The sequence below is a fragment of the Amycolatopsis regifaucium genome (assembly GCF_001613935.1).
GTDB lineage: Bacteria > Actinomycetota > Actinomycetes > Mycobacteriales > Pseudonocardiaceae > Amycolatopsis > Amycolatopsis regifaucium.
This window is the reverse complement of the sequence record NZ_LQCI01000003.1, coordinates 691,062-713,805: the sequence shown is the minus strand read 5'-3', so window position 1 is coordinate 713,805 and position 22,744 is coordinate 691,062. Positions and strand designations below refer to the sequence as shown.

The window sequence follows — 22,744 nt, the reverse complement described above, 5'->3', positions numbered from 1 at the left end:
ACATGAAAGGCCCCTTCATCGCAAATTTTGCGATGAAGGGGCCTTTCATTGCGTTCGGCCCTGCGCGAACCCGCCGGGCTTGTCGGTGCCGACGCATAGGCTGACGGGGTGACTACTGCTCCACCTCGCCCGCGTCAAGCCAGCCCGGCTCGTGAGACGGCCCCGGTGCCCACCGGAGGCTGGATCCGACGCCTGGCCGCTTCGTGCTGGAAACATCCCTGGCTGGTCGTACTGTCGTTGGGCGCGGCGATCATCGGCGTCGGGCTGCAGGCCGCGGCTCCCCTGTTGATCCGCGAGGCGCTCGACGACGCCGTCGCGGGCGAAACCTCCCGCCTCGGTCTGCTCGCCGCCGTGATGGCGGTGCTGCAGGTGCTGACCTTCGGCAACGCCTTCGCCCGCCGGTACGTCGGCGGACGGCTGGCGCTGGACGTCCAGCACGATCTGCGCCGCCAGGTGTTCAACGCGGTCTCCCGGCTCGACGGTGGCAAGCAGGACGCGTTGCGCACCGGTCAGGTCGCCTCGCGCGCGATCTCGGATCTGCAGCTGGTCACCTCGGTCCTGATGCAGGTGCCGCTCTCGGCGGGCTCGGTGATCTTCGCGCTGCTGTCGCTGGGCGCGATGCTGTGGATGTCCCCGACGCTGACCCTGATCGCGATGGTGGTCGCCCCGGCGATCGCGATCATCATGGCGGTGAGCCGGAAGCGGCTGTTCCCGGCGACGTGGGCGGCGCAGCAACGCGCGGCCGATGTCGCTCAGCAGGTCGAAGAGACCGTCACCGGCGTCCGCGTGGTGAAGGGCTTCGGCCAGGAAGCACGCGAAGTAGCGAAGCTGGAAAACACGGCGAAGAAGCTTTTCGCCGAACGCATGCGCGCGGCACGGCTGTCCTCCCTGCCGACGGCCACGACAGCCGCGCTGCCCGCCGCCGGTCAGGTCGCGGTGCTGGCGGTCGGTGGCGTTCTGGCCCTGAAGGGCGAGGTCAGCCTGGGCACCTTCCTGGCTTTCGCGACCTATCTCTCCATCCTGATCGGCCCGGCGAGGATGATCTCGAGCCTCGTCGTCCAGGCCCAGCTGACCCGGGCCGGAGCGGAGCGGGTCAACGAACTGATCGACGCGCAGCCGGACGTCGTCGACAGCCCCGACGCGCGGCCACTGCCCGACGGTCCGCTCGGCGTCCGGTTGGAGGATGTCTCCTTCGGTTACACGCGGTCGGATCCCGTGCTCGACGGCCTCACACTGGAGGCCCAGCCGGGCGAGACACTCGCGCTGGTCGGCACGGCCGGTTCGGGGAAGTCGACGATTTCGCTGCTGCTGCCCCGGTTCTACGACGTGCACAGCGGTTCGGTCCAGGTCGGTGACCTCGACGTCCGCGACGTCCGCCAACACGACCTGCGCAGCGCCATCGGCGTGGTCTTCGAGGAGGCGTTCCTGTTCTCCTCCTCGGTGCGCGACAACATCGCCTACGGCAGGCCGGACGCGAGCGACGAAGAGATCAGGGCGGCCGCGCGGGCGGCGGAAGCGGACGAGTTCATCCAGCGGCTCCCCGACGGTTACGACACCCTCGTCGGCGAGCGCGGCCTCACCTTGTCCGGCGGCCAGCGGCAACGGCTCGGCCTGGCGAGGGCGTTGATGACCGATCCGCGCGTACTGGTCCTCGACGACGCGACCTCGGCCATCGACACGGTCACCGAAGCGGCGATCCACGACACGCTGCGCTCGGTCACCGCGAGCCGGACGACCCTGCTGATCGCGCACCGCCGCTCCACCCTCGCCCTCGCCGACCGCATCGCCGTCCTGGACAAGGGCCGGGTCGTCGACGTCGGCACCGAGGAGGAACTGCTGGCGCGCTGCCCGCTGTTCCGCGAACTCGTCGCGGGTCCGGGCGACGACGTCGAGGAACCGCACCGCTGTGAAGGCCTCGACTGCGGCCCCGCGGGGATCACCCCCGCCCTGTGGCCGCACCAGGAAGGCACCGACGAACTGGCCGGTGAGCGGCGGAAAGGCGGCGGCGGCGAATGGGAGGTCGACCTCCCGCCGAGCGGCGAACTCCTCGAAGGGGTCCGGAAACTGCCGCCCGCCACGGACACCCCGCGGCTGCCGGGCACGGACGTCACCGCGCCCGAACCGAGGTTCCGCCTCGGCCGCCTGCTGAAACCGGTGCGGGGCCCGCTCGCCGTGGTGATCGGGCTGGTCGCCGCCGACGCGCTGGCCACCATCGCGATGCCGGCGCTGTACCAGTACGGCATCGACAACGGCGTGCGCGCCGGGGTGGAGGCGGTGATCTGGCTGGCCGCCGGGATCGGCGCGCTGGTCATCCTCGCGGACTGGCTGGTGGTCTACCTCCAGACCAAGATGACAGCGCGGGTCGGCGAGACGGTGCTGTATTCGCTGCGCGTACGCAGTTACGCGCATCTGCAGCGGCTGGGACTCGACTTCTACGAACGCGAGCTGTCCGGGAAGATCATGACCCGGATGACGACCGACGTCGACGCGCTCTCGACGTTCCTCCAGACCGGCGTCGCCCAGGCCGTGGTGAGTGCGCTGACCCTGGTCGGTATCGCGGCGGCGCTGATGATCACCGACATGGGGCTGGCGGCGTACGCGCTCGCGGTGCTGCCCATCCTCATCGTGGCCACCGTGATTTTCCGGCGCGCTTCCTCGAAGGCGTACACCGAAGCGCGGGAACGCGTGAGCGTGGTCAACGCGGACATGCAGGAGAACGTCAGCGGGCTGCGGGTCGCGCAGGCGTACACGCGCGAGGAGCGGACGGCGGAGAAGTTCGCTTCCCGCAGTGACGAGTACCGGCGTTCACGGCTGCGCGCACAACGCTATGTCGCGACGTACTTCCCTTTCGCGGCAATGCTTTCCGGACTCGCCGAGGTCGTCGTACTGATCGTCGGCGCGAACCGGGTCGCGACGGGCACCCTGTCCGCCGGTGTCCTGGTGGCGTTCCTGTTGTACCTGGGTCAGTTCTTCTCGCCGATCCAGCAGCTGTCGTCGGTCTTCGACGGTTATCAGCAGGCGAGGGTCGGCCTGTCCCGCATCGGCGATCTGTTGCGCACTCCGACTTCCGTTCCCGAAGCGGAGCACCCGGTCACGGTCCCGGAGCGACTGCGGGGCGAGGTTTCCTTCAAGGACGTCGATTTCGCGTACACGGGGTCGGACGAGCCCGCCCTGACGCGGCTCTCGCTGGAGGTGTCGGCGGGCGAGACCGTCGCCTTGGTCGGGGCGACGGGTGCCGGGAAATCGACGGCGGTGAAGCTCGTCGCCCGGTTCTACGACGCGACAGGCGGCGTGGTCCGGATCGACGGGACCGACATCCGCGAATACGACCTGGCCGCACTGCGGGCGCGGATGGGCGTGGTGCCACAGGAAGCGCATCTGTTCTCGGGGACCGTCGCGGACAACGTGCGCTACGGCAAGCCTTTGGCGACGGACGCGGAGGTCGAGGAGGCGGTCAGGTCCGTCGGTGCGCTCGACGGTGTCGCCGCCCTTCCCGCCGGGTTCAACCAGCCCGTCGGCGAACGCGGACGGTCGCTGTCGGCCGGGCAGCGGCAGCTCGTCGCCCTCGCCCGCGCCGAACTCGTCGACCCGGACATCCTCCTGCTCGACGAGGCGACCGCGGCCCTCGACCCGTCCACCGAAGCCACCGTCCTGCGCGCGACCGAACAACTCGCGCGCCGTCGCACGACGTTCGTCGTCGCGCATCGCCTCGCCACCGCCGCCAAGGCCGACCGGATCGTGGTGCTGGACCACGGCCGAATCGTCGAACAGGGCACGCACACCGAACTGGTGGCCGCGGACGGCCACTACGCGCGCCTGTGGTCCCTGGGCTGAGCACACCCCCGCATTCAGTCCTCTAAATGCGGGGGTACGCCTGGAATTTCGGTCGCGCACGGGCCGCTGAAGCTGTCACCCTGTGCGGCAAATGAACGAAGAAATCCCGGCGCGGCAGATCCGCGCCGTCCACACCGAAACCACGATCCGCGTCTACCAGGCGTACTCACCGGCCATCGCCGACGCCGCCCTCGAAGCGGGCACGTTCGTGCCGCCGTTCAAACGCGAACGGATGACCTGGATCAAGCCGTCCTTCCTGTGGATGGCGTACCGCTGTGGCTGGGCGGCCAAGCCCGGCCAGGAGCGCGTACTCGCCCTCGACATCACTCGCGAGGGCTTCGCCTGGGCACTCGACCACGCGGCGCTCAGTCACTACGACCCGGACGTCCATCCCGACCAGGAAACGTGGCGGCGCCAGGTCAAGGCCGGCCCGGTCCGCGTCCAATGGGATCCGGAACGCAGCATCCGCCTTGGCCCGCTGAAGCACCGCTCACTCCAAATGGGGCTGAGCGGCGAGGCCGTCGATCACTATGTCGACAAATGGATCACCGCGGTCACCGACGTCACCTCGACCATGCGCGACATCGGCGCGCTCGTCGCCGCGAACCGCATCGACGAGGCCGAAGCGCTGCTACCGCCGGAGCGTCCGTACGCCGGTTAAGAGCGCCAGGCGAGGCCGCTCATCCCGGCGGCCTCCAAGTCCCGCTCCGAAGCCCACCGGAAGGTCCCCGGCCGGACGTGCACCCCGGCCGTCACGACCCAGTCCGGTTCGTCGGGCTCGACATGCTCCATCTCCTCGAAATCGGAGAGCGTCGGCCACACCGCGCAGCACGAGTCGCACCTCAGCACGACCTCGCCGGATTCGGTGACCAACGGGCGCACGCGCCCCTCGTCCCAGAACGACGGACACTCGTCCAGCCACATCGTCTGCCACCACCTCGCGGGTGACCGGCGGCCGGCCCGACACCGGCCGCATCCTCCACTCAGCAAAGCGCGCCGACGTGAACTCCAGGCTGTCCGCCGGCGACGACTTCGCCAAGCTTGACCGACGAAACAGTGACCTGACCTGCACAGACGGCGACGGTGATACCAAAGGTCCCCCGCTCCCCCGACGGGCCGCGACCCCCGTCCGCGGGTGGCCGATTTTCGATCTCTTGATCGAGACAGTGACCCATCACCTAGTGCGCCACGCCTCACACAGGCCAGTTCCATCACACGGCCGCCACCGAGGGGGTTAGCCTGGTAGGCGCATCAGCGGTGTTCAAGATCTCGAGACGGATAGAGGCGAGTCCAAGCCGTGTCCAGCAGCAGCCCTGCGTCACAATTCGGCCCCAACGAGTGGGTCGTCGAGGAAATGTACGACCAGTTCCTCGCCGACCCCACCTCAGTCGATGCCGCCTGGCACGACTTCTTCGCGGACTTCAAGCCAACGCAGGCCGCGCAGACGAAGGCTGACGACGCACGTCAGACCGTCAAGGATGGCCCGGGCACCAACGGCCAGGCCTCCACGCCGTCGCCGCAGACGGTCCGCAACGCCGAGTCCACCGCGAAGCAGACCGCTCCGAAGACGGAGACGAAGGAAGCCGCGCCCGCGAAGCCGGCCCCGAAGACCGAAGCGAAGGCCGCGCCCAAGGCGGCTCCCGCCAAGGCGACGGCGAAGGCTCCCGCCAAGCCGGTCGAGAAGGACGCCGAGCCGGAGTCCAAGCAGCTCCGCGGCGCGGCCGCGGCGATCGCGAAGAACATGGACGCCTCGCTGTCCGTGCCGACCGCGACGAGTGTGCGCGCCGTCCCGGCGAAGCTGATGGCCGACAACCGCATCGTCATCAACAACCACCTCAAGCGCACGCGCGGCGGCAAGATCTCCTTCACGCACCTCATCGGCTACGCGATGGTGCGGGCGCTGAAGGACTTCCCGAACATGAACCGGCACTACCAGCTGATCGACGGGAAGCCGTTCGCGATCACGCCGGAGCACGTGAACTTCGGTCTCGCGATCGACATGAAGGGCAAGGAAGGCTCCCGCACGCTCGTCGTGGCCTCCATCAAGGCCACCGAGAACATGACCTTCATGCAGTTCTGGCAGGCCTACGAGGACATCGTCAAGAAGGCCCGCACCGGCAAGCTGACCGCCGACGACTTCGCCGGCACCACGATCTCGCTGACCAACCCGGGCGGTATCGGCACCAACCACTCGGTGCCGCGGCTGCAGGCCGGCCAGGGCGCGATCATCGGCGTCGGCGCCATGCAGTACCCGGCGCACTTCGAGGGCACCAGCGAGAAGGCACTGGTCGACCTCGGCGTCTCGAAGATCATGACGCTGACCTCGACCTATGACCACCGCATCATCCAGGGCGCGGAGTCGGGCGAGTTCCTCAAGCGCATCCACGAGCTGCTGCTCGGTGAAGACGGCTTCTACGACGACGTCTTCACCAGCCTGCGCCTGCCGTACGAGCCGATCCGCTGGGTCGCCGACATCCCGGACGGTCCGGTCGACAAGACCGCGCGCGTGATCGAGCTGATCGACGCCTTCCGCATGCGCGGTCACCTGATGGCCGACACCGACCCGCTGAACTACCGGCAGCGCAGCCACGCCGACCTCGACGTCCTCTCCCATGGCTTGACCCTGTGGGACCTGGACCGCGAGTTCCCGGTCGGCGGCTTCGCCGGCCAGGAGCGGATGAAGCTGCGGGACATCCTCGGGGTGCTGCGCAACTCCTACTGCCGCACCGTCGGCATCGAGTACACGCACATCCTCGACCCGGAAGAGCGCCGCTGGATCCAGGACCGCGTCGAGATCCCGCACGAGAAGCCGGACCCCGCCGTCCAGAAGTACGTGCTCTCGAAGCTCAACGCCGCCGAGGCGTTCGAGACGTTCCTGCAGACCAAGTACGTCGGCCAGAAGCGGTTCTCCCTCGAAGGCGGCGAGACGGCGATCCCGCTGCTCGACACGCTGCTGGACAAGGCCGCCGAGCACGAGCTCGACGAGGTCGTCATCGGCATGCCGCACCGCGGCCGCCTGAACGTGCTCGCGAACATCGTCGGCAAGCCGATCGCGCAGATCTTCCAGGAGTTCGAGGGCAACCTCGACCCGGGGCAGGCGCACGGTTCCGGTGACGTGAAGTACCACCTCGGCGCCGAGGGCAAGTACTTCCGCATGTTCGGCGACGGCGAGACCAAGGTGTCGCTGACCGCGAACCCGTCGCACCTGGAGACCGTCGACCCGGTCCTCGAGGGCATCGTCCGCGCGAAGCAGGACATCCTCGACAAGGGCGGCGAGGGCTTCACCGTCCTCCCGGTCCTGATGCACGGTGACGCGGCCTTCGCGGGCCAGGGTGTCGTGGCCGAGACCCTGAACCTGGCGCTGCTGCGCGGGTACCGCACCGGCGGCACCGTGCACGTCATCGTCAACAACCAGGTCGGCTTCACCACCGCGCCCGAGCACTCGCGTTCGAGCCAGTACGCCACCGACGTCGCGAAGATGATCGGCTCGCCGATCTTCCACGTGAACGGCGACGACCCCGAGGCCGCGCACTGGGTGGCCAAGCTGGCCGTCGACTACCGCCAGGCGTTCCACAAGGACGTCGTGATCGACCTGATCTGCTACCGCCGTCGCGGCCACAACGAGGGCGACGACCCCTCGATGACCCAGCCGGCGATGTACGACATCATCGACACGAAGCGTTCGGTCCGGAAGACCTACACCGAATCGCTGATCGGCCGCGGCGACATCTCGGTCGAAGAGGCCGAGGCCGCGTTGCGCGACTTCTCCAGTCAGCTGGAGCACGTGTTCAACGAGGTCCGCGAACTGGAGAAGCACCCGGCGAAGGCCAGCCCCTCGGTCGAGGAGGAGCAGCAGGTCCCGGCCAAGGTGCCCACGGCGACCACCACCGAGGTCATCGAGCGCATCGGCGACGCGTTCCTCAACGTGCCCGAGGGCTTCACCCCGCACCCGCGGGTCAAGCCGGTCATGGAGCGCCGCCACAAGATGTCCCGCGAAGGCGGCATCGACTGGGCGTTCGGCGAGCTGCTCGCGTTCGGTTCGCTGGCCATGGAAGGCCGCCTGGTGCGGCTGTCCGGCCAGGACTCCCGCCGCGGCACCTTCACCCAGCGCCACTCGGTGCTGATCGACCGCAAGAACGGCCAGGAGTACTCGCCGCTGGCGAGCCTGGCCGACGGCCAGGGCCGCGTGATGATCTACGACTCGGCGCTGTCCGAGTACGCGGCGGTCGGCTTCGAGTACGGCTACTCCGTGGCCAACTCCGAAGCGCTGGTCATGTGGGAAGCGCAGTTCGGTGACTTCGTCAACGGCGCGCAGACCGTCATCGACGAGTACATCTCCTCCGGCGAGGCCAAGTGGGGTCAGCTGTCGGACGTCGTGCTGCTGCTGCCGCACGGCCACGAAGGCCAGGGCCCGGACCACACCTCCGGCCGCATCGAGCGTTTCCTCTCGCTGTGCGCGGAGGGCTCGATGACCGTCGCGGTGCCATCGACCCCGGCGAACTACTTCCACCTCCTCCGCCGCCACGCGCTCGACGGAGTCAACCGGCCGCTGGTGGTCTTCACCCCCAAGTCGATGCTGCGCAACAAGGCGGCGACTTCGGCGGTCGAGGACTTCACCGGCCAGTCGAAGTTCATGTCGGTCATCGACGACGCCGTCGTCGACCCGTCGAAGGTGCGCAAGGTCCTGCTGACGTCGGGCAAGCTGTACTGGGAACTGGTGGCCGAGCGGACGAAGCGCGAGGCGGACGACATCGCGATCGTGCGCGTCGAGCAGTACTACCCGCTGCCGAAGAAGAAGCTGGTGGCGGCGCTCGAGCGCTACAACGGCGCGCCCGCGGTCTGGGTCCAGGAGGAGCCGGAGAACCAGGGTGCGTGGCCGTTCTTCGGCCTGAACCTGCCGCGGAAGCTCCCGGAGGTGTTCTCCAGCCTGGACGTCGTCTCGCGGCGCCCGATGGCGGCACCGTCGGCCGGTTCGTCCAAGGTGCACGAGGTCGAGCAGAAGGCGCTGATCGCCCGGGCGTTCGACTGATCGCCTAGAAGTACATGAAGGCCCCCTTCCTTGCGCCTGACGCAAGGAAGGGGGCCTTCATGTACTTGAGGTGTCGAAACCGGCGGGTCCCGTTCGTGTAGGGGTAAACGAACGAAGGAGACACCATGAAGACCCTGCTCGACGGCCTCAAGCTCCCCTAATCCGCCCGCTGGCACGACGGCCGTCTCTGGCTGGCGAACTGGGGTGGCGGCCAGATCCTCGCCGTCACGCCCGGTGGCGAGAGCGAACTGATCGCGAACGTGCCGGCCGCGATGCCGCTCACTTTCGACTGGCTCCCCGACGGCCGCTTGCTCATCGTCGACGGTCCGAACGCTCGACTGGTGAACGCGGACCTGAGCACCTACGCGGAGCTGAGTCCGGTCGCCTCCCTCTGGAACGAAGTCGTGGTCGACGGCCGCGGCAACGCCTTCGTCAACGGGATGAACGACTTCCAGGCGCCGGGAGCCATCGCCGTCGTCACCCCGGACGGCGAGGTGCGCCAGGTCGCCGACGGGATCCTGTTCGGCAACGGCATGGCCGTCACGCCCGACGACGCGACGCTGATCGTCGCCGAGTCGTACGGCAACCGGCTCACCGCCTTCGACATCGCCGAGGACGGCTCGCTGTCCGGGCGGCGCGTGTGGGCCGAGCTCGGCGGCGACCACCCCGACGGCATCTGCCTCGATGCCGACGGCGCCGTCTGGTACGCGGACGTCGCGAGCAAGCACTGCGTCCGCGTCCGAGAAGGAGGCGAAGTACTGCAGAAGGTCGAAGCCGACCGAGGCTGTTTCTCCTGCACGCTCGGCGGCGAGGACGGGCGTTCGCTCTACGTCCTCGCCGCCGAATGGCACGGTTGGGAGAACCCGTTCGGCGACGGGCCGACCGGGCAGGTCCAGGTCGCCGAAATCGGCTAACCGATCGCCTCGGAGGTCGCCTTCGCGACCTTCAGGGCGTTCTCCTTGCACACCGTCTGGTTGACCGTCCCGGACGGGTCGGGACCGGTCACGATGATCTCCGCCTCGACGTTGCCCTGATAGAACTTGATCTGGCACTGACTCGACGAGTCGAGCTTGGCGTACACGGCTTTGGTCGCCTTCGCCATGCTGGGGATGAGGACGCCGCCGTCGTTCACGGCGTTCTCGACCGACGCCTTCGCCCAGCCTTCACCGGCACCCGAACCCGGCTCCTTCGACTTCGACAGGTACATCCCCACCGTCGCCGAAGGCGCGTTGGGTTCGCGCCAGGAGCAGAACGAGCGGGTGTAGGTGATCTCGTTGTTCGACGTGCTCGCCGGCTCCTCGCCCTTCGGGGTTTCGAGCGGCGGCAGGTTCCGCACCCCGTTCCCGATCTTCTGGCAGGTGGGCATCGCGCTGTACTTGTCCGGCGGCCCGGACTTCTTGGCCGAGGTCGGCGCCGCGGACGAGGACGAACCAGAGTCGCCGGACAGCAGCAGGAAAGCGGCGACCCCGCCACCGCCGAGCAGCACCACCGCGCCGATGACGAGGCCGACGATGAGCCCGGTGTTCGACTTCTTGGGCGGGGGGCCGTATCCGGGCGGCGGATATCCCGGATATCCCTGCGGCGGATACGGCTGCTGAGGTCCCTGCTGATAGGGCGGTCCGGGCTGCATGCGGAGAGGTTAAGGCCTCACGAAGGTCCTTAGTGGACGAACGCGGCAACTGGGGGCCGAATCACCCTCCGGATACGTGAAAGGCCCCCTTCCCAGCAGGAGGAAGGGAGCCTTCACGCACTCCAGGAGTGGATCAGAGGGTCAGCGACCAGCTGTTGAGCGTGCCGGTGTCGGCCCGGTACACGTCCTGGACCTTCAGCGTCCAGGTGCCGTTCGCGGCCTCGGCCGAGGCGTTGACGGTGTAGGTGGTGTTGATGTTGTCGGACGAGTCGTTGCTCGAACCCTTGAGGCGGTACGAGGTGCCGTCCGGCGCGACCAGGTCGATGACCAGGTCACCGACGTAGGTGTGGGTGATGTTCACGGCGACCTTGGTGGTGGCCGAAGCGTTGCGGGCGCAGTTCGCGACGCTGACGGTGCTGCTCACCGCGGCACCCGCGTCGGGGATGGCGACGGGGCTGCTGTTGGTCTGCGTGCCGCAAGGCGTGGGCTCGGGGCCAGGGCCACCGCCGGTACCGGTGTAGAGCAGCACGTTCGGCGAACCGGTGCCCGGGTTGGTCACCTTGTCCTTGGTGCCGTTGGCGACCAGCGCGTCACGGACCTGCTTCGGCGTGGCCGTCGGGTTGGCGGAGGCGTACAGGGCCGCCGCGCCGACGACGTGCGGGGTCGCCATCGAGGTGCCGCTGATGGTGTTGGTGCCGTTGTTCAGCCAGGTCGAGGTGATGTTGCTGCCCGGCGCGAAGATGTCGAGGCAGGTGCCGATGTTGGAGAAGCTCGACCGCGCGTCGGTGTTCGTCGTCGAGCCGACGGTGATCGCTTCCGGCGTACGGGCGGGCGAGACGTTGCAGGCGTTGGCGCCCGTGTCGTTACCGGCCGCGACACCGTAGGTGACACCGGCCGCGATCGACCGCTGGACGGCCTGGTCGAGGGTCGCCGAGGCGCCGCCACCGAGGCTCATGTTCGCGACGGCGGGCTTGACGGCGTTCGCGGTCACCCAGTCGACACCGGCGATGACGCCGGCCGTCGTGCCGGAACCGGAGCAGTTCAGCACGCGGACGGCGACGAGCTTGACGCCCTTGGCCAGCCCGTGCGCGGTGCCGCCGATGGTCCCGGCGACGTGGGTGCCGTGGCCCTGGCAGTCCGTGGCGTCGTTGTCGTTGTCGACGGTGTCACGGCCGTGGGTCGCGCGCCCGCCGAAGTCGGGGTGCGTGGTGAGGATGCCGGTGTCGACGACGTAGGCGGTGACGTTGGAGGCCGTGGTGCTGTAGCTGTACTTCTGGTCCAGCGGAAGGTTTCGCTGGTCGACCCGGTCCAGGCCCCACGAAGGCGGGTTCAGCTGGTCCGCCGAGATCGAGACGGTCTGGTTCTGCTCCACGTAGGCGACCGCCGGATCGGCGGCGACACGCTTCGCCTGCTTTTCGGTCAGCGCACCGGAAAAGCCGTGGACCGAAGACGCGAAGGTCTTCTCGACCGTGCCACCGTGGCGTTTCGTGATGTTCTTCGCGGTGGCCTCGACCGACGAGCCGTCCTTCAGCACGACGATATAGCTGTCCTTGATCGCCTTGTCGCTACCGGCGTTGACGATCGAACCCTCCGCCGCCGAAGCGACGTTGGCGCCGCCGAGTGCCGTCAGCACGGCGACGGCCGCGGCGACGCCGAAGGCGGGCAGACGTCTCTTCAAGGTTCCCAGGGAATTGTTCAAGATATTCCTCCCAGGCAGGGTCGACCCACGGACGTAAGCGTCCGCCGGATCGGTGGGGTGACTCAGAGGTGAAGCGCGTTCCACTTAGGAGCGCAGGCTGAGACTAAGTCGCGGGTTCACCCCAAGGAAGACCTTGCATTACGGACATCTCGGGGGTAATGGACACGCTTCAAGCGCAGGTCGGCACCGTTCAGCCCCCGCCTTTAGTCGCGTTTTGCGCCCGTACGGCCCACGAAGAATTGGGGAACCGCACATCGCGTGGTCGCTTTCCCGCCGACCGGTCGTTTCAGTGGCGTGGAAGTACACACGGATGGCCGCCTACTAAAGTCGCGACCTCGCCCAGCGGAAATCGATTTCCATCCTACCTTCGGAGGGAGCATGCTCGTCCGCATGTTGCTCAGACAGGAAACTCCGGCCGACCGCGAGGCGATCCACGCCGTCCACCTGGCCGCTTTCGCGAAACTCAGTGTTCCGGTGGTCGAGGCGAAACTCGTCGACGAGCTGCGTGAAGACGGCGATCTGATCGGCGCACTCTCCATCGTGGCCGAACGCGAAGGGGAAGTCGTCGGGCATGTCTGCTGCAGCCCGGCCCGCCTCGGCTCCGACGGGAAGTCGACGGTCGGCCTGGGCCCGCTCGGTGTGCTGCCCGAGTATCACGCTTCCGGCATCGGCTCGGCACTCGTGCACGCGGTACTGGGCGCGGCGGACGCGCTCGGCTACGGGGCCGTGGTCCTCCTCGGCGACCCGCGCTACTACTCCCGGTTCGGTTTCGTCCTCGCCGAAGAGCACGGGATCACGCCGCCGGTCGCGGAGTGGGCGCCGCATTTCCAGGTCCGCACGCTCCGCGCCTACGACCCCGGTCTTCGGGGCGCGTTCCGCTACTCACCCGCCTTCGACCGCCTCTAACGCCCTGCTCCCCGCCCGCCTTTAGTCCTCTGAATGCGGTAGTTGCACGCGCAAGGACCGCATTCAGAGGACTAAACGCAGGGCTCAGGAGGGGGCGAGGAGGTTGTTCCGGCGCAGGAACTCCTCGGCGACGTCGAGCGGGTTGCGCTTCTCCTCGCTGAACTGGACGTTCAGCTCGGTCAGCTGATCGGTCGTGAGCGCCGCCGAAACGCGGTTCAGCGCCTCGACCTCCTTCGGCGACAACGTCCCCTTCGCGATCAGCGGCACGATGTTCTGTGCGGGGAACATGTTCTTGTCGTCCACCAGCGGCACGAAGCCGTTCGCGGCGATCGTCGACGACGTACTGAACAGGTCGGCGACCTGGATGTCGCCGGACTTCAGCGCGGCGACCGTGACCGGGCCGCCGGTGTCGGTCGTGCGGATCTCGGCGAACTCGCAGCCGTAGAGCGTCTTGATCTTGTCCTTCCAGCGGCTGCTCCACTGGCCAGGACCGCCGAAGACGAGATCCTTGCAGCGCGGGCCGAGCTCGGAGAAGGTCTTCACCCCGGAATCGGCGAGTTCCTTGCGCACCACCAAAAGGTCCTTGTCCTCGGCGGGCGCCTGGTCGAGCACCTCGAAGCCCGGCGGCAATTTCCGTTTCAGCTGCGCGTAAACGTCCTGCGGTGTGGTCGCCTGCGTCTCCTTGTCGAAGTAACGCAGCAGATTCCCGCTGTAGTCGGAAACCACCGAAAGAGATTTGTCCTGCAGCGCCTTGACGACGACCTCGCGGCTGCCGACCGGCGGGCGCACGGTCACGTTCTCCGCACCCGCGTTGCGCAGCGCGCCCGCGTAGATCTGGGCCAGCAGCAGGCTTTCCCCGACGTCGGAGGCGCCGATGATGATGTCACCGGTCGCGCCACCCTCGGCGCCGCCCGCCAGCGGGTTTCCGCATCCCGTCGCGAGCAAAGCGATCCCGGCGAACAATGCCGCCACCGTCCGCCTCATACCTTCGCCTTCTTCCCGCTCGCGGCCTGCGCCAGCCGGACTCCCTTGGGCACCAGCGCCCGCTGGACGCCCGCCAGGAGGAGATCCAGCACGACGGCGAGCAACGTCGTCAGGACAGCGCCCGCGACGACCTGGGGGTAGTCCAAAATGGCCAGTCCGTCGAGCAGGAACCGGCCGAGTCCGCCGAGCCCGACGTAAGCGGCCACGGCCGCCGTCGCCACCAGTTGCAGCACCGAGTTGCGCACCCCGCCGAGCACGAGCGGCAGCGAGATGGGCACCTCGACCTTCCACAACCGTTGCCAGCCGGTCATTCCGATGCCCTGCGCCGCGTCGACCACGCCGTGGTCGGTCGCCTGCAGCCCCGCGTACGTCCCGGCGAGGATCGGCGGGATGGCGAGCACCACGAGACCGATGATCGTCGAGGTCACGCTTTCGGTGATCAGCAGGAACAGGAAGGTCACCAACCCCAGCGTCGGCAGCGCGCGGATCGCGTTGCCGCCGCTCACCAGGAGCACCGCGCCGCGGCCGGTGTGCCCGACGTAGAGCCCGAGCGGGATCGCGATCACCACCGCGAAGACCAAGGCCAGCACCGTGTAGCCGAGATGCTGCAGAAGCCGGTTGAGGATGCCGTCGGTGCCCTGCCAATGGGCCGGGTCACCGAACCAGTTCACGACGTCGCCGATCATTTCGCCCCCGCCGTGGTCGCCACCCGGTTCCAGGGTGTGAGGACATCACGCAGCCGTACCAGCAGCAGATCGACGATCAACGCGAGCAGGAGCGTCGCGACGATGCCGACGACGATCGGCGAGAAGTACTCGCGCTGGAAGCCGTCGGTGAACAGCACGCCGAGCCCGCCGGTTCCGATCAGCGCGCCGACGCTGACCAGGCTGATGTTGCTGACCGAGGCCACCCGGACGCCCGCGGCGAGCACCGGCACCGAAAGCGGCAGTTCCACGGCGAGGAATCGGCGCGCGGGTTTGTAGCCGACCGCGGTCGCCGCCGCGACGACGTGCGGCGGGACGGCGTCGAGCGCGTCCAGCACCGGGCGCGCCAGCAGGGCGGCGGTGTAGACGGTGAGCGCGACGATGACGTTGACGCTGTCGAGGATCTTCGAGCCGATGATGCCGGGGATCACCACGAACAACGCGAGTGACGGGATCGTGTACAGCAGGTTCGACACCACCAGCAGCACCGAACGCGCCGCGGAGAACCGGTGCCCGAGCCAGCCGGCCAGTACCGCGATCACCAGTCCCAGTACCAGCGGCACCAGCGAGAGGTAGATGTGGTCGAGCAGATCACCGAAGAACTGCGAGCGGTTGTGGGCGCTGCCGAGGTAGCGGCCGAGTTCCGCGAAGAAGTCCCCCATCAGGAACCCAGTGGCAGCGCTTCGATCACTTCGAGAACCTGCTTGGCTCTCACCACGCCGAGGACCTTGTTACCGGAATCGACGACGACGCCGAGACTCGCGGGTGACGACAGCGCCGCGTCGAGCGCGCCGCGGATCGGCGTTCCCTGGACGTACAGCGAGCCGCCCGCGACCAGATCCGTTTCGGCCAGCTCGCCGTCCACAGTGGACTCGGGGCGGAGCCAGCCGCGTGGCTGCTCTTCGGCGTTGACCGCCAGCAGCCATTCGTCGACCGTGCCCGCGACCGGCTTGCCGACCTCGACCCGCTTGACCTCTTCGACGACGATCCCTTCCGCGGGAAGGAAGGAGAGCCCGCGGTAGCCGCGGTCCTTGCCGACGAACGAGGCGACGAAGTCGTCGACAGGGTGACGCAAGACATCCGAGGGCGTGCCGTACTGCGCGAGCACACCACCGACGCGGAGCACCGCGATCTTGTCACCGAGCCGCACGGCCTCGTCGATGTCGTGGGTGACGAACACGATCGTCTTTCCCAGCTGCGACTGCAGGCGCAGCAGCTCGTCCTGCAGTTCCTCGCGCACGACCGGGTCGACGGCGGAGAACGGCTCGTCCATCAGCAGCACCGGCGAGTCCGCCGCGAGCGCCCTGGCGACACCGACCCGCTGTTGCTGGCCGCCGGAAAGCTGGGCGGGGTACCGCTTGCCGAGTTCCGTGGGCAGGCCGACGGTTTCGAGGAGTTCGGCCGCGCGCTTGCGCGCCTTGCCCTTGTCCCAGCCGGACAACAGCGGCACGGTGGCGATGTTGTCGAGGACGGTCCTATGTGGAAAGAGGCCCGCGTGCTGGATGACGTAGCCGATACCGCGGCGCAACAGGGCCGGGTCGCCGTCGCTGACGTCCTCGCCGTCGAGCAGTACCGTGCCCGAGGTCGGCTCGACCATCCGGTTGATCATCCGGAGCGACGTGGTCTTGCCACAGCCGGACGGCCCGACGAAGACGGTGATGGTGCCGTCCTCCACGGTGAGGTTCAGGTCGTCGACCGCGACCGTCCCGTCCGGATACCGCTTCGTCACGCCACGGAACTCGATAGTCACGTGTCTCTCCCCATGTCTGGTCGAAAAACCGTAGCCCAGATCGCGGGCGTTGGCACGGTGTCTCAAGCAGCGGGTCACTAGGCTGAGGCCCGTGAGTTCTCCCCTCGGTGACGTCCTGGCTGCGCACGGTGTCCACGTGCGACCGCTCCATCAGGTGATTTCCCTGCTCCGGACGGATTGGCGTGATCTCGGCGAGCTGATCCGGATCAGTACCGCGCCACGCCGGAGTGTCGAGGACGTCCTGAACGCGCTCGGTGATGACCTCGAGCGGGCCGAAGCCCGTTTCCGGCTGACCCCCGCCGCCCGCGAGAAGTACGCGCGCTTCGAGGCGCGAGACCGGAAAATCGATCCCGACCTGCTGAAGACCATCACCAGCTACGTCGAGAACGTGCCGCCGCCGCTGTCCGCGCTCGACCACGTGCAGGCGACGCCGGAGACCGTGCTGAACCGCGCGCTGTGGCTGGACGAGCAGTACGACCTGGACACGGCGAAGCTGCTGTTCCTCGGCGACCACGACCTCACTTCACTGGCCGTGCGCGCGCTGCGGCCGGACGCGGACCTCACCGTCGTCGACCTCGACGATCGCGTGCTGGCCTACATCGACGAACTCAGCGAGCGGTCGATCCGCACCCTGCACACGGACCTGCGGGTCGGCCTGCCACCCGCGGTGACCGGGCGGATGGATCTCGTGTTCAGTGATCCGCCTTACACCCCCGAAGGAATGGGCCTGTTCGCCGCGCGCGGGGTCCAAGCGCTCGCCGAACCCTCGGACGGGCGACTGCTGCTCGCCTACGGCTACAGCCCCCGGCATCCCGCGTTGGGCGCGCAGGTACAGCGGGCGCTCGCGACGCTCGGGCTGACCTTCGAAGCGATCCTGCCGGGCTTCAACCGGTACTTCGGCGCGCAGGCGATCGGGAGCGCGGCGGATCTTTACGTCTGCCAGCCGACCGCGAAGTCGAAGAAGAACCGCGGCGGCAAAGGGAAGTCCGCGATCTACACCCACGGACCGCAGTCGGTGGAGTCCGCCGGGGCGGCCAAGCCGTCGTTGCTGGACAAGCTGCACGAGATCGCCACCGAGGGCGGGCTGGCGCTGGAATCACGGCCGGTCGACTGGTCGGTTTCCGGACCGGAGGGTGACGCGGTCGCGATGGATCTCTCGGCCGACCCCGGCCCGTGGCTGCTGCGGACCCTGCTGGGCACCAACGCGCGTCGGCTCGCGCTACTGGTCCCGAATTCGCATCCGGATCTGACCAACGCCGAAGCGCAGACCGCGCTCAACCGGCTGGTCGGCGCGAAATACCGGCTACGGCTGCTGCGCAGCACCCCGGACAACCGGCACGCCATCGTCGTCGCGGACGCCATCGAGCACCAGAACGAACTACTGACCCGGGCGCACGCGCGGCTGGCGAACGTCTCACTCGACGTCCCGTCGGACCTGACGGACGCCCGGCTGATCGACCTCCCCCGGCACCGGCTCACGGAACTGCTCGACTGACGCGGTTCTCGCGGCCGTTGTGTCATCGGAACTTCATGCGTCCTTCGTAGGTTCGGGCCATGAACAATCCGCTGGGGCCGGGAACGCCGATCGCACAGCCGTACGGGTTCGTCCACCCACCCGGGCCACCGCCACACCACCACAAGACCAGCGGCCTGGCGATCGCCGCGCTCGTACTGGGGCTGACCGGTTGTCTGGCCCTGCCGTTACTGCCCGCGATGATCGTGGGCGTCATCGCGCTCACCCAGACCGGTCCGGGGAAGCGGCCGGGCCGGGGCCTGGCGATCGGCGGTCTCGCGGCCGCGGGGTTCTGGGCGGTCGGCTGGGTCGCCCTGCTCGGGAACACCATGGACGATCTGCGCCACGACACCGCGGGCCCGCAGAGCGCGGGTTGCGCCACTCCGTCGCCCGGGCACGCGGACGCTTGCACCTTGAAGCCGGGCGAATGCTTCGAACAACCCAAGGTCAAGGGCACCTTCGACAGCGTCGAACTCACCTCGTGCGGGAACGCGCACAGCACCGAGGCGATCGGGGCCTTCGCCGCGGCGGACGGCCCCTGGCCCGGCGCCGAGCAACTGAGGGCGGAGGCGGTGGTCCAGTGCCTGCGGATCATGGCCAAGAACGTGGATCGTCCGCGGCTCGAGGCCGCCGGGGTCTACGCCGATCTGAGTTACCTGGCGCCCGGACGGGAGAGCTGGGAACACGGCGTGCGCACCGTCTTCTGCACGATCTACTCGCCCGACGCACAGCTGACCGCTTCCGTGCTCACCTCTGGCGCCGATCTGGCGATTCCCACTGGCTGAGGAGCGCAACCCCCACCCGCAATGAAAGGCCCCTTCCTTGCGAATTTCGCAAGGAAGGGGCCTTTCATAGCACTTACGCGAGCATGAAAGGAACTGTCACACCACGCCGTCGGCCTCGGCGGCCTTCGCGACCGCCGCGGCCACCTCGGGCGCGACCCGCGGGTCCAGCGGGCTCGGGACGATGCGGTCCGGGCCGAGGTCGTCCTGCGCGACGGAGAAGATCGCTTCGGCCGCGGCCAGCTTCATGTTCTCGGTGATCGCCCGCGCGCCGGAGTCCAGCGCGCCGCGGAAGACGCCGGGGAACGCCAGCACGTTGTTGATCTGGTTCGGGAAGTCGCTGCGTCCGGTCGCCACGATCTTGGCGTACCGCGATGCCGCGACCGGGTGGACCTCCGGGTCCGGGTTGGACAGCGCGAACACGATCGCGTCGTCGGCCATCCCGGCCAGCAGCGTCTCGTCGATGGTCGCGCCGGACAGGCCGAGGAAGACGTCGGCACCCTTCAGTGCCTCACCGAGCCCGCCGCGCAGACCGGCCGTGTTCGTGGTCTCGGCCAGCTTCTGCTTGATCGGGTTCAGGCCGTCGCGGCCTTCGTGGATGATCCCGCGCGAGTCGAGCACGGTGACGTCCGCGACCCCGGCGTTCTGCAGGATCCTGGCGCAGGCCACCCCCGCCGCGCCCGCTCCCGAGACGACCACGCGCTGGCCGGAGATGTCCTTGCCGAGGACCTGGTTCGCCCCGCGCAGCGCGGCCAGCGTGACGATCGCCGTGCCGTGCTGGTCGTCGTGCATGACCGGGCAGTCGAGTGCCTCCTTGAGCCTGTCCTCCAGCTCGAAGCACCGCGGCGCCGAGATGTCCTCCAGGTTCACCGCACCGTACGACGGGCGCAGCCGGACCAGGGTTTCGATGATCTCGTCGACGTCGGTGGTGTCGAGCACCAGCGGGATCGAGTCGAGCCCGCCGAAGGTCTTGAACAGGACCGACTTGCCCTCCATGACCGGCAGCGAGGCGCTCGCGCCGATGTCACCGAGGCCGAGCACCGCCGTACCGTCGCTGACCACCACGACCAGCCTGTCCGCCCACGTGTACCGCTTCGCCTTGGCCGCGTCCTCGGCGATCGCGAGGCTCACCTTCGCCACCCCAGGCGTGTACGCGACCGAAAGGTCACGGGGCGAGGAGATCGGCCGCGTCGCGGCCACGGAGAGCTTGCCGCCCTCGTGTCCTTCGAAGATCTCGGCGTCGGTCACTGGCGTGGTCATGGTGGATCCCGTCATTGCTTCCGCCGTGGCTAAGGACGGCGAAGTCTCGATTGGAGCGTAAGTCACTGGATTCTCCTGGGACTGCGAGCGGGGGAACTGGTAGACGGTCAGGTCGAAAGGGCATGACCCGGCCGCCTGGGGTAACTCGTCCTCCGACACGGCAGCCCAGCGCGGTAGCGCCGGCCTGTCGGCGAAGCGTCCAATCGGCCATCGGTGCCGTGGGTGTGGCGAGGGCCGCGGACGCAGCGGTCAGATCATTGTGACAGGACCCCGGACCAGTGTGTCCCTCTGGTGCGGTTGATGTCACAAACAGGCCCGGCTTTCCGCAGCTCAGGAGAGGTTTCGCAAGACGTCCATCCGGTTTGGTAAGGCGGCGTCAGCCCTCGTTAGCATTGAGGTCATGCAAGCCAGGCGCCTCAGCATCTCCGACTGCTTCGAGTTCACCCCGCGCGTTTTCCCCGATCACCGCGGCCTGTTCGTGGCACCGTTCCAAGAGGAGGCGTTCGTCGAAGCGGTCGGACATCGGCTTCGCCTGGCGCAGACCAACACGAGCGTTTCCCGGCGCGGCGCCGTTCGCGGCGTGCACTTCGCGGACACGCCGCCAGGGCAGGCGAAATACATTTACTGCCCGAACGGATCGCTGCTCGACGTCATCGTCGACCTGCGGGCGGGATCGCCGACCTTCGGCGAATGGACGTCCGTGGTGCTCGACAGTTCCGAGTACAAGTCGGTCTACATCGCCGAAGGCCTGGGCCACGCCTTCATGGCGCTCGAAGACGACACCGTCATGACGTACCTCTGCTCGGAGCCGTACAACCCGGCCGGCGAGCACGGCATCAACCCGATGGACGCCGACCTCGCGTTGCCGTGGCCGCGAGACATCGAACCTCTGCTGTCCGAAAAGGACATCAGCGCGCCCAACCTGAAAGAGGCACTGGACCAGGGGTTGTTGCCGCGTTACGACGAGTGCGTCGCGTACTACGAGAAGTTGCGGGCCTAGCTACCGCCGCACGTCCTCCAGCAGCACCCGTTCCACATTCCGCTCCGCCAGGGCGGTGATCGTCACGAACGGGTTCACGCCGGTACTGCCGGGAATCAGCGACCCGTCGGTCACGTAAAGGTTCCGATAGCCCTTCACGCGGCCATAGAGGTCCGTGGCCTTGCCCAGCACCAACCCACCCAGCGGGTGATAGGTGAACCGGTTCTCGAACGACCGCGTATCCCCGAACAGGTCGCTCCGGTACACCGTGCGGTTCGCCCGGTTGACCTTGTCGAACAACGACTTCGCCGCGTCGATCGACGGTGTCCCCTGCCCGGCGCTCCACCGCAGTCGCGCGGAATCGCCGGCGGCGTCGTAGGTGAAGTGGCCGCGTTCGGGGTTCTTCGTGATCGCCAGATACAGGCTCAGCCACGTCTCGACCCCGGCAGGCACCGGCGCGACCTCGGCGAAGACCGGGTTCACCGGGTCGTCCCACGCGTCGATGCCGAGCGCGGGCATCCCCGACTGCAGCGAACCGCCGAAATCCCACGCGTGGTTGGCGCGGCCCAGCATCACGTTGCCGTTGGTCCCCCAGCCACGGCCGACCTCTTCGTTCAGGTCCGGCAGCGTCCCGGTTTCCCGCGCCCGCACGAGGAGTTCTGTCGAGCCGAGGCTGCCGGCACCGAGGAAGAGGTACTTCGCGCCGAGCTGCTTCCTCGCCACGACCGTGCCGTTCTCCGACGTTTCGTGCACGGTCAGCACGTAGGTGCCGTCAGTCTGCCGAGTGATCCCCCGCACCTGGTGCAGGGTCTTGATGGTCACGTTCCCGGTGCCGAGCGCGGCCGCGAGATAGCTCTTGTCGAGGGAACGCTTGCCGTGGTTGTTGCCGTAGATGACCTCCGACGCGAGCGCCGACCGCGGCACCGTGCCCGCTTCTTCCCGTTTCAGGTACTCGAAGTCGTAGACGCTGGGCACGAACACCGTCTTGAGGCCCGCTCGCGTCGCGGCCTTCCGCGAAACCCTCGCGTAGCGGTAGGAACGGCAGGTTTCGAACCAGCGTGGGTCGATGTCGTTCACCCCGAGCGCGCGGTTCGCCCGGGGGAAGTACGTCCCGTACATCTCGTCCGCGTCGACGGCGGGCAGGATCTCCTCGAAGTACGAGCGTTTCGGCGTCACGGCCATCGCGCCGTTGACCAGCGAGCCGCCGCCGACCCCTCGGCCGACGTACACGGACATGTCGCCGTAGTTCACCCTGTCGAGGACGCCGGGGTACCGCTTGATGTCCCGGTTCGCCAGATCCAGCCAAAGGAAGGACGCGAGCGGCGCCTGCGTGCGGTTCTTGAACCACATGGCTCGCCGGTCCGGGTTGAGCATGTCGCAGAAGACCTTGCCGTCGGGGCCCGGGTCGGCCCACAGCCTGCCCATTTCGAGCATGACGGTGGGAATCCCGGCTTCGCCGAGGCGGAGCGCGGTGACGGCGGCGCCGTAACCGGTGCCGACGACCACTGCCGTCGAGAAGCCCGGAGCCGCTTCTTCGGCCCGCGCGGTGGAAATCGTGGTGAGACCGAGAGCGGCGGCGGAGTTGAGGGCGGTGAACCCGAGGAACGTGCGGCGCGACAGTGGGGACATGGGCCGATGATCACCCGCCGCTTCACGGGCCTTCAAGACCGAATC

At 68.2% G+C, this 22,744-nt stretch carries 16 protein-coding genes and 1 pseudogene; 8 read left to right on the top strand and 9 right to left on the bottom strand.

The features are described from left to right. Positions 1–108 precede the first annotated feature (108 nt). A complete protein-coding gene (locus tag AVL48_RS07150) occupies positions 109–3,834 on the top strand; it encodes an ABC transporter ATP-binding protein (RefSeq protein WP_143104846.1) in 3,726 nt (1,241 codons plus the stop codon). Between the two features lie 91 nt (positions 3,835–3,925). Then, entirely contained in the window at positions 3,926–4,495 is a 570-nt protein-coding gene (locus AVL48_RS07145; protein WP_061985878.1) for a DUF4291 domain-containing protein, read from the top strand. Here AVL48_RS07145 and AVL48_RS07140 read toward each other — a convergent pair. Then, on the bottom strand, positions 4,492–4,758 hold the full coding sequence (locus AVL48_RS07140; RefSeq protein ID WP_061985880.1) for a hypothetical protein: 267 nt from the start codon (positions 4,756–4,758) through the stop codon (positions 4,492–4,494). The two genes, AVL48_RS07145 and AVL48_RS07140, sit on opposite strands and share 4 nt — an antisense overlap. Before the next feature lie 373 nt (positions 4,759–5,131). Between AVL48_RS07140 and AVL48_RS07135 the strand changes: the two genes are divergently transcribed. Beyond that, positions 5,132–8,863 (top strand): multifunctional oxoglutarate decarboxylase/oxoglutarate dehydrogenase thiamine pyrophosphate-binding subunit/dihydrolipoyllysine-residue succinyltransferase subunit, encoded by a 3,732-nt coding sequence (locus AVL48_RS07135; protein ID WP_074038238.1) that lies wholly within the window; start codon positions 5,132–5,134, stop codon positions 8,861–8,863. A gap of 182 nt (positions 8,864–9,045) precedes the next feature. Then, positions 9,046–9,777 (top strand): annotated as a pseudogene (locus tag AVL48_RS07130) (SMP-30/gluconolactonase/LRE family protein); the annotation flags it as partial. Here the strand turns inward: AVL48_RS07130 and AVL48_RS07125 are convergent. Then, on the bottom strand, positions 9,774–10,493 hold the full coding sequence (locus AVL48_RS07125) for a hypothetical protein (protein WP_061985883.1): 720 nt from the start codon (positions 10,491–10,493) through the stop codon (positions 9,774–9,776). The pseudogene AVL48_RS07130 and the gene AVL48_RS07125 overlap by 4 nt on opposite strands. A gap of 133 nt (positions 10,494–10,626) precedes the next feature. Further along, positions 10,627–12,192, bottom strand: coding sequence for a S8 family peptidase (locus tag AVL48_RS07120; RefSeq protein ID WP_061985885.1), 1,566 nt, complete (start codon positions 12,190–12,192; stop codon positions 10,627–10,629). Positions 12,193–12,582: 390 nt separating this feature from the next. Between AVL48_RS07120 and AVL48_RS07115 the strand changes: the two genes are divergently transcribed. Continuing rightward, positions 12,583–13,098, top strand: a complete 516-nt coding sequence (locus AVL48_RS07115) for a GNAT family N-acetyltransferase (RefSeq protein ID WP_061986057.1) — start codon at positions 12,583–12,585, stop codon at positions 13,096–13,098. An 84-nt stretch (positions 13,099–13,182) separates the two neighbouring features. On the opposite strand, the gene AVL48_RS07110 is transcribed toward AVL48_RS07115, so the two are convergent. The 4 genes from AVL48_RS07110 to AVL48_RS07095 are packed head-to-tail and all read right to left on the bottom strand — an operon-like array spanning position 13,183 to position 16,536. After that, a complete protein-coding gene (locus tag AVL48_RS07110) occupies positions 13,183–14,082 on the bottom strand; it encodes an ABC transporter substrate-binding protein (protein ID WP_061985887.1) in 900 nt (299 codons plus the stop codon). Continuing rightward, a complete protein-coding gene (locus AVL48_RS07105) occupies positions 14,079–14,768 on the bottom strand; it encodes an ABC transporter permease (protein ID WP_061985889.1) in 690 nt (229 codons plus the stop codon). The genes AVL48_RS07110 and AVL48_RS07105 overlap by 4 nt, the downstream gene beginning before the upstream one ends. Beyond that, positions 14,765–15,448, bottom strand: a complete 684-nt coding sequence (locus AVL48_RS07100) for an ABC transporter permease (RefSeq protein ID WP_061985891.1) — start codon at positions 15,446–15,448, stop codon at positions 14,765–14,767. The genes AVL48_RS07105 and AVL48_RS07100 overlap by 4 nt, the downstream gene beginning before the upstream one ends. Further along, on the bottom strand, positions 15,448–16,536 hold the full coding sequence (locus AVL48_RS07095) for an ABC transporter ATP-binding protein (protein ID WP_061985893.1): 1,089 nt from the start codon (positions 16,534–16,536) through the stop codon (positions 15,448–15,450). Before AVL48_RS07095 ends, AVL48_RS07100 begins: the two co-directional genes overlap by 1 nt. A gap of 91 nt (positions 16,537–16,627) precedes the next feature. On the opposite strand from AVL48_RS07095, the gene AVL48_RS07090 reads away from it, so the two are divergent. Next, positions 16,628–18,031, top strand: a complete 1,404-nt coding sequence (locus tag AVL48_RS07090; RefSeq protein WP_061985895.1) for a bis-aminopropyl spermidine synthase family protein — start codon at positions 16,628–16,630, stop codon at positions 18,029–18,031. A 59-nt stretch (positions 18,032–18,090) separates the two neighbouring features. Further along, on the top strand, positions 18,091–18,834 hold the full coding sequence (locus tag AVL48_RS07085) for a DUF4190 domain-containing protein (RefSeq protein WP_061985897.1): 744 nt from the start codon (positions 18,091–18,093) through the stop codon (positions 18,832–18,834). A gap of 96 nt (positions 18,835–18,930) precedes the next feature. On the opposite strand, the gene AVL48_RS07080 is transcribed toward AVL48_RS07085, so the two are convergent. Then, positions 18,931–20,091, bottom strand: a complete 1,161-nt coding sequence (locus tag AVL48_RS07080; RefSeq protein WP_244162535.1) for an NAD(P)-dependent malic enzyme — start codon at positions 20,089–20,091, stop codon at positions 18,931–18,933. A 400-nt stretch (positions 20,092–20,491) separates the two neighbouring features. Here AVL48_RS07080 and AVL48_RS07075 point away from each other — a divergent pair, with 400 nt between their 5' ends. Beyond that, entirely contained in the window at positions 20,492–21,091 is a 600-nt protein-coding gene (locus AVL48_RS07075) for a dTDP-4-dehydrorhamnose 3,5-epimerase family protein (RefSeq protein WP_061985901.1), read from the top strand. On the opposite strand, the gene AVL48_RS07070 is transcribed toward AVL48_RS07075, so the two are convergent. Next, complete coding sequence (locus AVL48_RS07070) at positions 21,092–22,699, bottom strand: GMC oxidoreductase (protein WP_061985903.1); 1,608 nt, start codon at positions 22,697–22,699, stop codon at positions 21,092–21,094. Between the last annotated feature and the right edge of the window lie 45 nt (positions 22,700–22,744).

What these genes read in the sequence shown, in the direction of transcription:
- AVL48_RS07125 (WP_061985883.1), bottom strand. Translation starts at nt 10,493, where the DNA reads ATGCAGCCCGGACCGCCCTATCAGCAGGGACCTCAGCAGCCGTATCCG.
- AVL48_RS07105 (WP_061985889.1), bottom strand. Translation starts at nt 14,768, where the DNA reads ATGATCGGCGACGTCGTGAACTGGTTCGGTGACCCGGCCCATTGGCAG.
- AVL48_RS07145 (WP_061985878.1), top strand. Translation starts at nt 3,926, where the DNA reads ATGAACGAAGAAATCCCGGCGCGGCAGATCCGCGCCGTCCACACCGAA.
- AVL48_RS07080 (WP_244162535.1), bottom strand. Translation starts at nt 20,091, where the DNA reads ATGACCACGCCAGTGACCGACGCCGAGATCTTCGAAGGACACGAGGGC.
- AVL48_RS07075 (WP_061985901.1), top strand. Translation starts at nt 20,492, where the DNA reads ATGCAAGCCAGGCGCCTCAGCATCTCCGACTGCTTCGAGTTCACCCCG.
- AVL48_RS07115 (WP_061986057.1), top strand. Translation starts at nt 12,583, where the DNA reads ATGTTGCTCAGACAGGAAACTCCGGCCGACCGCGAGGCGATCCACGCC.
- AVL48_RS07140 (WP_061985880.1), bottom strand. Translation starts at nt 4,758, where the DNA reads ATGTGGCTGGACGAGTGTCCGTCGTTCTGGGACGAGGGGCGCGTGCGC.
- AVL48_RS07085 (WP_061985897.1), top strand. Translation starts at nt 18,091, where the DNA reads ATGAACAATCCGCTGGGGCCGGGAACGCCGATCGCACAGCCGTACGGG.
- AVL48_RS07070 (WP_061985903.1), bottom strand. Translation starts at nt 22,699, where the DNA reads ATGTCCCCACTGTCGCGCCGCACGTTCCTCGGGTTCACCGCCCTCAAC.
- AVL48_RS07100 (WP_061985891.1), bottom strand. Translation starts at nt 15,448, where the DNA reads ATGGGGGACTTCTTCGCGGAACTCGGCCGCTACCTCGGCAGCGCCCAC.
- AVL48_RS07110 (WP_061985887.1), bottom strand. Translation starts at nt 14,082, where the DNA reads ATGAGGCGGACGGTGGCGGCATTGTTCGCCGGGATCGCTTTGCTCGCG.